This is a genomic window from Pseudomonas sp. K5002 (assembly GCF_013386655.1).
Lineage (GTDB): Bacteria > Pseudomonadota > Gammaproteobacteria > Pseudomonadales > Pseudomonadaceae > Aquipseudomonas.
The window spans coordinates 1-7347 of the sequence record NZ_JACARK010000779.1 but is presented as its reverse complement, the minus strand read 5'-3'; the positions used below and the strand labels follow the sequence as shown (position 1 = coordinate 7347).

Annotated in this window: 8 protein-coding genes; 3 read left to right on the top strand and 5 right to left on the bottom strand. The window is 62.2% G+C overall.

Translation table 11 applies throughout. The annotated features are described in order from the left end of the window. From HX846_RS28375 to HX846_RS28355, 5 genes are all read right to left on the bottom strand, one after another. A partial coding sequence (locus HX846_RS28375; RefSeq protein ID WP_178966562.1) for an HD domain-containing protein occupies positions 1-385 on the bottom strand: 385 nt, incomplete at its 3' end. 136 nt (positions 386-521) lie between these two features. Further along, positions 522-1874 (bottom strand): 23S rRNA (uracil(1939)-C(5))-methyltransferase RlmD, encoded by a 1353-nt coding sequence (gene rlmD / locus HX846_RS28370; protein WP_008438175.1) that lies wholly within the window; start codon positions 1872-1874, stop codon positions 522-524. Further along, entirely contained in the window at positions 1874-2776 is a 903-nt protein-coding gene (gene cysM, locus HX846_RS28365; protein ID WP_003210736.1) for a cysteine synthase CysM, read from the bottom strand. The genes rlmD and cysM overlap by 1 nt, the downstream gene beginning before the upstream one ends. A gap of 100 nt (positions 2777-2876) precedes the next feature. Continuing rightward, positions 2877-3473 carry a tRNA-uridine aminocarboxypropyltransferase gene (locus HX846_RS28360; protein WP_003210735.1) on the bottom strand — a complete coding sequence of 199 codons (597 nt, stop codon included), beginning with the start codon at positions 3471-3473 and terminating at the stop codon, positions 2877-2879. Positions 3474-3479: 6 nt separating this feature from the next. Further along, the gene (locus tag HX846_RS28355) at positions 3480-4373 is read right to left on the bottom strand and encodes a LysR family transcriptional regulator (RefSeq protein ID WP_178966561.1); all 894 of its coding nucleotides are present in this window, start codon (positions 4371-4373) and stop codon (positions 3480-3482) included. Between the two features lie 244 nt (positions 4374-4617). Between HX846_RS28355 and speB the strand changes: the two genes are divergently transcribed. The 3 genes from speB to HX846_RS28340 form a co-directional block, all read left to right on the top strand. Then, the gene (speB, locus tag HX846_RS28350) at positions 4618-5568 is read left to right on the top strand and encodes an agmatinase (RefSeq protein WP_003210733.1); all 951 of its coding nucleotides are present in this window, start codon (positions 4618-4620) and stop codon (positions 5566-5568) included. Further along, the gene (locus HX846_RS28345) at positions 5568-5993 is read left to right on the top strand and encodes a nuclear transport factor 2 family protein (RefSeq protein ID WP_003210732.1); all 426 of its coding nucleotides are present in this window, start codon (positions 5568-5570) and stop codon (positions 5991-5993) included. Before speB ends, HX846_RS28345 begins: the two co-directional genes overlap by 1 nt. A 21-nt stretch (positions 5994-6014) precedes the next feature. Then, positions 6015-7347, top strand: a 1333-nt coding sequence (locus HX846_RS28340; protein WP_178966560.1) for a cytosine permease, incomplete at its 3' end; no start/stop codon positions are given.

Genomic DNA, 7347 nt, shown 5'->3' with positions numbered 1-7347 from the left:
GGCTGGCACTGATCGCCGCCATGCGCAGCACGCCGTCGATCAGCTTGGCCACCACGGTGCCGAAACGCTGGCTGATGGTGGGCAGCTGAATGTGCCCTTCGCGCACGCCGCGATACAGCACCGCCGCGATCAGCGAATCCTGATCGAGCTTGAGATCGGCGAGGATCTCGGCGATTTCCAACCCGGTGCGAAAGCTTGAAGTGCCTTCGGCCCACAGGTTCTTCGCCGCATTGTCTTGCTGTTCAGACTCACGAGCGAACTCGCAGGCTGCTTTCAAGGCTTCACGGTCCAGTGCCGGGTCGACACTGATGGCATGATCCAGCCATGCCTCGAGATTGATACTGCCGTCGGTGTTGATCGGCTGGTGTGCTCTCACCTGTACCATCTTGCTTACCTTCCCTACGACGCACCTTTTAGTGCGTCAAAATCATCGCTGACCTGCTTTACAAAAAAAGCTTGTGCACGCTCCCTGGCAGGTCACAGGCCCAGGAGATGCAGGCCAGTCGGATTAAACGGGCATCCTAGCCCGCTTCAAATAACGCCATGGCCTCGACATGGGCCGTCTGGGGAAACATGTCGAGGATCCCGGCACGTTTTAGCCGGTAGCCTTGCTTGACCAACTCGACCGTGTCCCGCGCCAGCGTTGCCGGATTGCAGGACACATACACCAGGCGATCAGCCCCCAGGGTAGCGAGCTTGCGCACAACCTCCAGGGCACCATCGCGGGGTGGGTCCAAGAGTACCGCAGAAAAGCCCTGTTTGGCCCATTCCGCGTCGGTCAAAGGCTGGGACAAATCGGCCTGAAAAAACTGAACATTATGCAAATTATTGCTGACGGCATTCTGTGCCGCCCGGTCCACCATGGCCTGCACCCCTTCCACCGCCACCACTTCCCGCACTTGGCGGGCCAGCGGCAAGGCGAAGTTGCCCAAGCCACAAAACAAATCCAGCACCCGCTCGTCGGGCTTCGGCGCCAGCCAATCCAGCGCCTGGGCGACCATCGCCTGGTTGACCCCGGCGTTGACCTGCACAAAGTCTCCCGGGCGGTACGCCAACTGCAAATCCCACGGTTCCAGACGATAGCCCAAGGCCTGGTCTGGTTCGACCGGTTGCGGCTGGCCCTCGCCATGCAGCCACAGTTGGGCTTCATGGAACGTGCAAAATTCCTGCAGGATCGTCAGGTCCGCTTCGGACAAGGGCGCCATGTGTCGCAACAACACGGCAATCGACGAACCACTGAATAATTCCACATGCCCCAATGCCTGAGGCTTGCTCAAGCGCCGCAGCATGTTGGGCAAACGCTGCATGATCGGTTGCAAGGCCTGTACCAGCACCGGGCAATCGTCGATGGCGACGATGTCCTGGCTGGCCACGGCACGAAAGCCGACTTCAAGTTTCTTCGCCTTGGCATCCCAGCGCACGGCCACGCGGGCGCGGCGACGATAGCCGAATTCCGGCCCACTCAAAGGCGCGGCCCACTCCTGGGGTTCGACACCGGCCACACGGGATAATTGCTCGGCGAGCATGCGCTGTTTCAGGGCGAGTTGTTCGTCATGGGGCAAGTGTTGCAGGCTGCAACCGCCACAGCGGCCGGCGTGGACACAGGGTGCCGGGCGGCGCAGTTCGCTGGCGGTAAATACGCGCTCGGTGCGCGCCTCGACCACTTTGCCGTGGGCGCCCAACACCCGCGCTTCCACCTCTTCACCGGCCAGCGCACCCACGACAAACCAGGTGCGGCCTTCAAAGAACACAATGCCACGGCCGTCGTTGGCCAGGCGCTCGATGGTCAGGCGCTGCTTCTTGCCTACGGGAATCTGTGGGGCCCGGCTGCCGCCCGTCGGTTGGAAGCGCAGGCCTCTCTCGTGCTTGGCCATCAGTTGGGCGCGTCGAAAATGCCGGTCGACAGGTAACGGTCGCCACGGTCACAGATGATCGCGACGATCACCGCGTTTTCCAACTCCTGGGACAAGCGCAACATCCCGGCCACCGCGCCACCGGACGACACGCCGCAGAAGATCCCTTCTTCACGGGCCAGGCGGCGGGTGGTGTCTTCGGCTTCACGCTGGGCCATGTCGATGATGCGATCGACGCGAGCCGCGTTGTAGATCTTCGGCAAGTACTCTTCGGGCCAACGACGGATCCCCGGGATCGCTGCGCCTTCCATCGGTTGCAGGCCGACGATCTGGATCTCGGGATTCTGCTCCTTGAGGTAGCGCGAGTTGCCCATGATAGTGCCGGTGGTGCCCATCGAACTCACGAAGTGAGTGATGGTGCCCTGGGTCTGGCGCCAGATTTCCGGGCCAGTGGTGGTGTAGTGCGCCTCGGGGTTGTCGCCGTTGGCGAACTGGTCCAGCACCAGGCCACGGCCTTCGGCAGCCATACGCTCGGCGAGGTCGCGGGCACCTTCCATGCCTTCTTCCTGGGTGACCAGGATCAACTCGGCGCCGTAGGCGGTCATCGCCGCCTTGCGCTCGGCGCTGCCGTTGTCGGGCATGATCAGGACCATCTTGTAGCCCTTGATCGCCGCGGCCATGGCCAGGGCAATCCCGGTGTTACCGGAGGTGGCTTCGATCAGGGTGTCGCCGGGCTTGATCTGCCCACGCAACTCGGCGCGGGTGATCATCGACAACGCCGGGCGGTCCTTGACCGAGCCGGCCGGGTTGTTCCCTTCGAGCTTGAGCAACAAGGTATTGCTGGTGTTGCCCGGCAGGCGCTGCAAGCGGACCAGCGGGGTGTTGCCGACGCAATCGGCGATGGTGGGGTACTGCAAGGTCATGGCGTATTCGCAATCCAGACTGCGGGGGCGACCATCATACCGGGAAAGGCTGGCGGGCCATATCACGCAAAGTGTGGTGCTTATCGCTTAATGGAATAAGTCAGGCGGGGCCGTGGTTTCTCTGGAACACTTCATCGCCCATCGCGGCAATCTGTCCTTCGATCAATGCCTCGAACGGTTTCAGCAGCGGCTCAAATGAGGTGGGCGCTTCAAGCACCTGCAACGCCTGCACGATGGCCTCCACCGTCGACAACGCCCCGGGCCCCGGTGCCTTGCGCAGCCGATAACGGGACACGGCGCCTTCCGCCAGCGTCACCCGAGGCAGCGCCGCCAATAAAGGATTGAGGTGCAGCAACTTGCGCGCCTTGCGCCAGGTACCGTCCGGCACCACCAACAGCAACGGTTCGTCGGATGGCGTGTAGGCCTGCAAGGGTTGGGCATTTTCGTCCGGAAACAACAGACGCGCCTGATAACCCGGCGGATTCAACAACGCCTGCAAATCCTCAAACACCTCCCCCACCACCAGCTGCGCATTCACCAAGCCCAGCGCCGCCAACCGCGCGGTATTCAAGGCGTGATTGACCTCACTTGGGTGCTGCAACAGCAACACCCGGGTTCGGCTATCCAGCCGGGGAATCAGCGCGCACAGGCAGTGAGTGGTGGGCCGCAGGCAGCGGGAGCATTGGGGTCTGGACATGGGTTTTCAGGCCTGGTTGAGCTGGGCTTTGAGTAAATCGCGGAAGGTCTGGATCAGGGGTTCGCGGCTGCGGCCCCGGCGCATGATCATCGAGAACGGCGCCTGGTAACCAAAGGTTGCCGGCAGCAGTACCCGCAAATCCCCTTTGTCGGCCCAGGCCTGGGCGTAGTGCTCCGGGAGGTAGCCGATGTAGGCGCCGGACAGCACCAGGATCATTTGCGCCTCCATACTTTCCACCGTGGCGGCGCTGTGCTTGAAGCCGTGACGCGCCAGTTCGGCCTGGCTCCAGTAACCACGACCGACCATGCGTTGCTGGGTGATGACTTGTTCGGGAATGCGCCGCTCGTTGAACAATGGGTGACGGGTGCTGCAATACAGCCAGTGCTGTTCGCGGTACAGCGGCATATAGATCAGCCCGCTCATCCGGTTGGAAAACGCACCGATGGCCAGGTCCAGGCGATTATCCTGGACGCCGAGTTGCAACTCGTAAGGACTCATCACCGACAGGTGCAAATGCACCGCCGGGTGCTCCTGACTGTAGGCGCCGATCACTTCGGCAAACGGCAAGGCCTTGTCGCTGACGGTGGAGTCGAGTACGCCGAGTTTCAGGGTGCCGCGCAGTTCGCCTTTGAGCGCGGCGGCGTATTGCTCGAAGCCTTCCAGCTCGCCCAGCAGGCGCAGGGTTTCCTGATGAAACAACTCGCCCTTGCTGGTGAGGCTGAACCCGCCCCGCCCGCGATGGCACAGCACCAGGCCCAACGCGGCTTCCAGCTGGCTCATGTAAGTGCTGATGGCCGAGGTCGACAGGTTGAGTTCGTGCTGGGCATTGGCGAAACCCTGGTGCCGCACGACGCTGACGAAGATGCGCAGGAGTTTCAGGTCGGGCAAGGCGTTGGCCATGGGCTCTCCAGAGGCAAACATAAAACCTGTGGGAGCGGGCTTGCTCGCGAATGCGGTGGATCAATCGAACCCTCCGTGACTGACACACCGTATTCGCGAGCAAGCCCGCTCCCACATTTGAACCGAGTTTACCTCAGGCATTAGTTTAGAAAAATCTGAACTAAGTATTTGCCCCTGCCGATTCTTCCCTTCCCATGCATTTCGCAGAATCGGCTTCTAATAAACAAAACGATGAGGCAATCCCGTGGACAAGATTTTCCACCAACCACTGGGCGGCAACGAAATGCCGCGCTTCGCCGGCATCGCCACCATGATGCGTCTTCCCCATCTGCAATCGGCCAAGGGCCTGGATGCCGCCTTCGTCGGCGTGCCCCTGGACATCGGCACCTCCCTGCGTGCCGGCACCCGTTTCGGGCCGCGGGAAATTCGCGCCGAATCGGTGATGATCCGCCCTTACAACATGGCCACCGGCGCCGCGCCGTTTGACTCGCTGTCGGTTGCCGACATCGGCGACGTGGCGATCAACACCTTCAACCTGCTGGACGCCGTGCGCATCATCGAAGAAGCCTACGACGAGATCCTCGAACACAATGTGATCCCGATGACCCTGGGCGGTGACCACACCATCACCCTGCCGATCCTGCGGGCGATCCACAAGAAACACGGCAAGGTCGGGCTGGTGCACATCGATGCCCACGCCGACGTCAACGACCACATGTTCGGCGAGAAAATCGCCCACGGCACCACCTTCCGGCGCGCGGTGGAAGAAGGCTTGCTGGATTGCGACCGCGTGGTGCAAATCGGCCTGCGCGCCCAGGGCTACACCGCCGAAGACTTCAACTGGAGCCGCAAACAGGGCTTCCGTGTGGTCCAGGCCGAAGAATGCTGGCATCACTCGCTGGCGCCCCTGATGGCTGAAGTGCGCGAGAAAGTCGGCGGTGGCCCGGTGTACCTGAGCTTCGATATCGACGGCATCGACCCAGCCTGGGCGCCCGGCACCGGCACCCCGGAAATCGGTGGCTTGACCACGATCCAGGCGATTGAAATCATCCGCGGCTGCCAAGGCCTGGATCTGATTGGTTGCGACCTGGTAGAAGTTTCGCCGCCGTACGACACCACCGGCAACACCTCGCTGCTGGGCGCCAACCTGCTGTACGAAATGCTCTGCGTATTGCCGGGCGTGGCGCACCGCTGATGAGCGCCCAGGCCGAGGTATTAAAAGCCGCGGCCGACCTGGTGTCGGCCTTCGCCCGCAATGATCGCGACGCCTACTTCGGTGCGTTCAGTGCCGACGCCAGCTTCGTGTTCTACACCCTCCCCCAGCCGCTGCTGAGTCGCGATGCCTACCAGGTGTTGTGGGACAGCTGGCGCCGGGACGAGGGATTTGAGGTGCTGTCCTGCACCTCAAGCAACGCTTTCGTCAGCCTGCACGGTGACGTCGCGGTATTTGTGCATGACGTGGCCACCGAGCTGCGCATGAACGGGGAGCAATTCTTTAGCCAGGAACGCGAGACCATTGTCTTCAAGCGGCAAGGGGATCGCACACAACAAAAAGAAGGCCTGTGGCTGGCCTGTCACGAACATTTGTCCGCTATGCCGGAAGGGCTGCCGCCCCATTAGCCAATGTGATCGGAGCAGATCATGAATAATAAAAACAACGAAAACAGTATTCGCAACATAGAAACCAACGGCGTCGAACAGATCCCGGACCACGAACGTACCGCCGGGCCGAAGGATTTGTTTCGCCTGATTTTCGGCGGTGCCAACACCTTCGCCACCGCGGTGCTGGGGAGCTTTCCGGTGCTGTTTGGCTTGTCGTTCCAGGCCGGCGTCTGGGCGATTGTGCTGGGCGTGCTGGTGGGTGCGGTGATCCTCGCCCCCATGGGTCTGTTCGGTCCGATCAATGGCACCAACAACGCCGTGTCTTCCGGTGCGCATTTTGGTGTGCACGGGCGGATTGTCGGCTCGTTCCTGTCGCTGCTGACCGCTATCGCGTTCTTTTCACTGTCGGTGTGGAGTTCAGGCGATGCACTGGTGGGCGGTGCGAAACGTCTGGTGGGCTTGCCGGAAACCGACCTGACCCTGGGCCTGGCCTACGGCGTGTTCGCCATTCTGGTACTGACGGTGTGCATCTACGGCTTTCGCTTCATGCTGTGGGTCAACCGCATCGCAGTGTGGGCGGCGAGCCTGCTGTTCCTGCTGGGGATCTTCGCCTTCGCGCCGGCCTTCGACAGCCACTTCGCCGGCACCGTTGCCCTCGGCCAGACCGGCTTCTGGGCGGCGTTTATCGGTGCAGCACTGGTGGCCATGAGCAACCCGATTTCCTTCGGCGCGTTCCTCGGCGACTGGTCGCGCTACATCCCGCGGGAAACCTCGAAGATGCGGATCATGCTGGCGGTGGTGTTCGCGCAGATCGCCACCCTGATCCCGTTCCTGTTCGGCTTGGCCACCGCGACCATCGTGGCAGTCAAGGCACCGGACTACATCGCGGCCAACAACTATGTCGGCGGCCTGCTGGCGGTGGCACCGAGCTGGTTCTTCCTGCCGGTGTGCCTGATCGCGGTGATCGGCGGCATGTCCACCGGCACCACCTCGCTGTATGGCACCGGCCTGGACATGTCCAGCGTATTCCCGCGCCTGCTGTCCCGGGTCAAGGCGACGCTGCTGATCGGGGTGATGTCGATTGCCTTCATCTTTATCGGACGTTTCGCCGCCAACCTGGTGCAGAGCGTGTCGACCTTCGCCGTGCTGATCATCACCTGCACCACGCCGTGGATGGTGATGATGATCATCGGCCTGATCGTGCGCCGGGGTTACTACTGCCCGGATGACCTGCAAGTGTTCACTCGCGGCGAAACCGGCGGGCGCTACTGGTTCAGCCATGGCTGGAACTGGCGCGGCCTGGGGGCCTGGATCCCGAGTGCGCTGGTGGGCCTGTGCTTCGTCAACCTGCCGGGGCAGTTTGTCGGGCCGC

Coding starts and splice junctions, on each gene's coding strand:
- rlmD (WP_008438175.1), bottom strand. CDS start 1,874: ATGGCCAAGCACGAGAGAGGCCTGCGCTTCCAACCGACGGGCGGCAGC.
- cysM (WP_003210736.1), bottom strand. CDS start 2,776: ATGACCTTGCAGTACCCCACCATCGCCGATTGCGTCGGCAACACCCCG.
- HX846_RS28360 (WP_003210735.1), bottom strand. CDS start 3,473: ATGTCCAGACCCCAATGCTCCCGCTGCCTGCGGCCCACCACTCACTGC.
- HX846_RS28355 (WP_178966561.1), bottom strand. CDS start 4,373: ATGGCCAACGCCTTGCCCGACCTGAAACTCCTGCGCATCTTCGTCAGC.
- HX846_RS28345 (WP_003210732.1), top strand. CDS start 5,568: ATGAGCGCCCAGGCCGAGGTATTAAAAGCCGCGGCCGACCTGGTGTCG.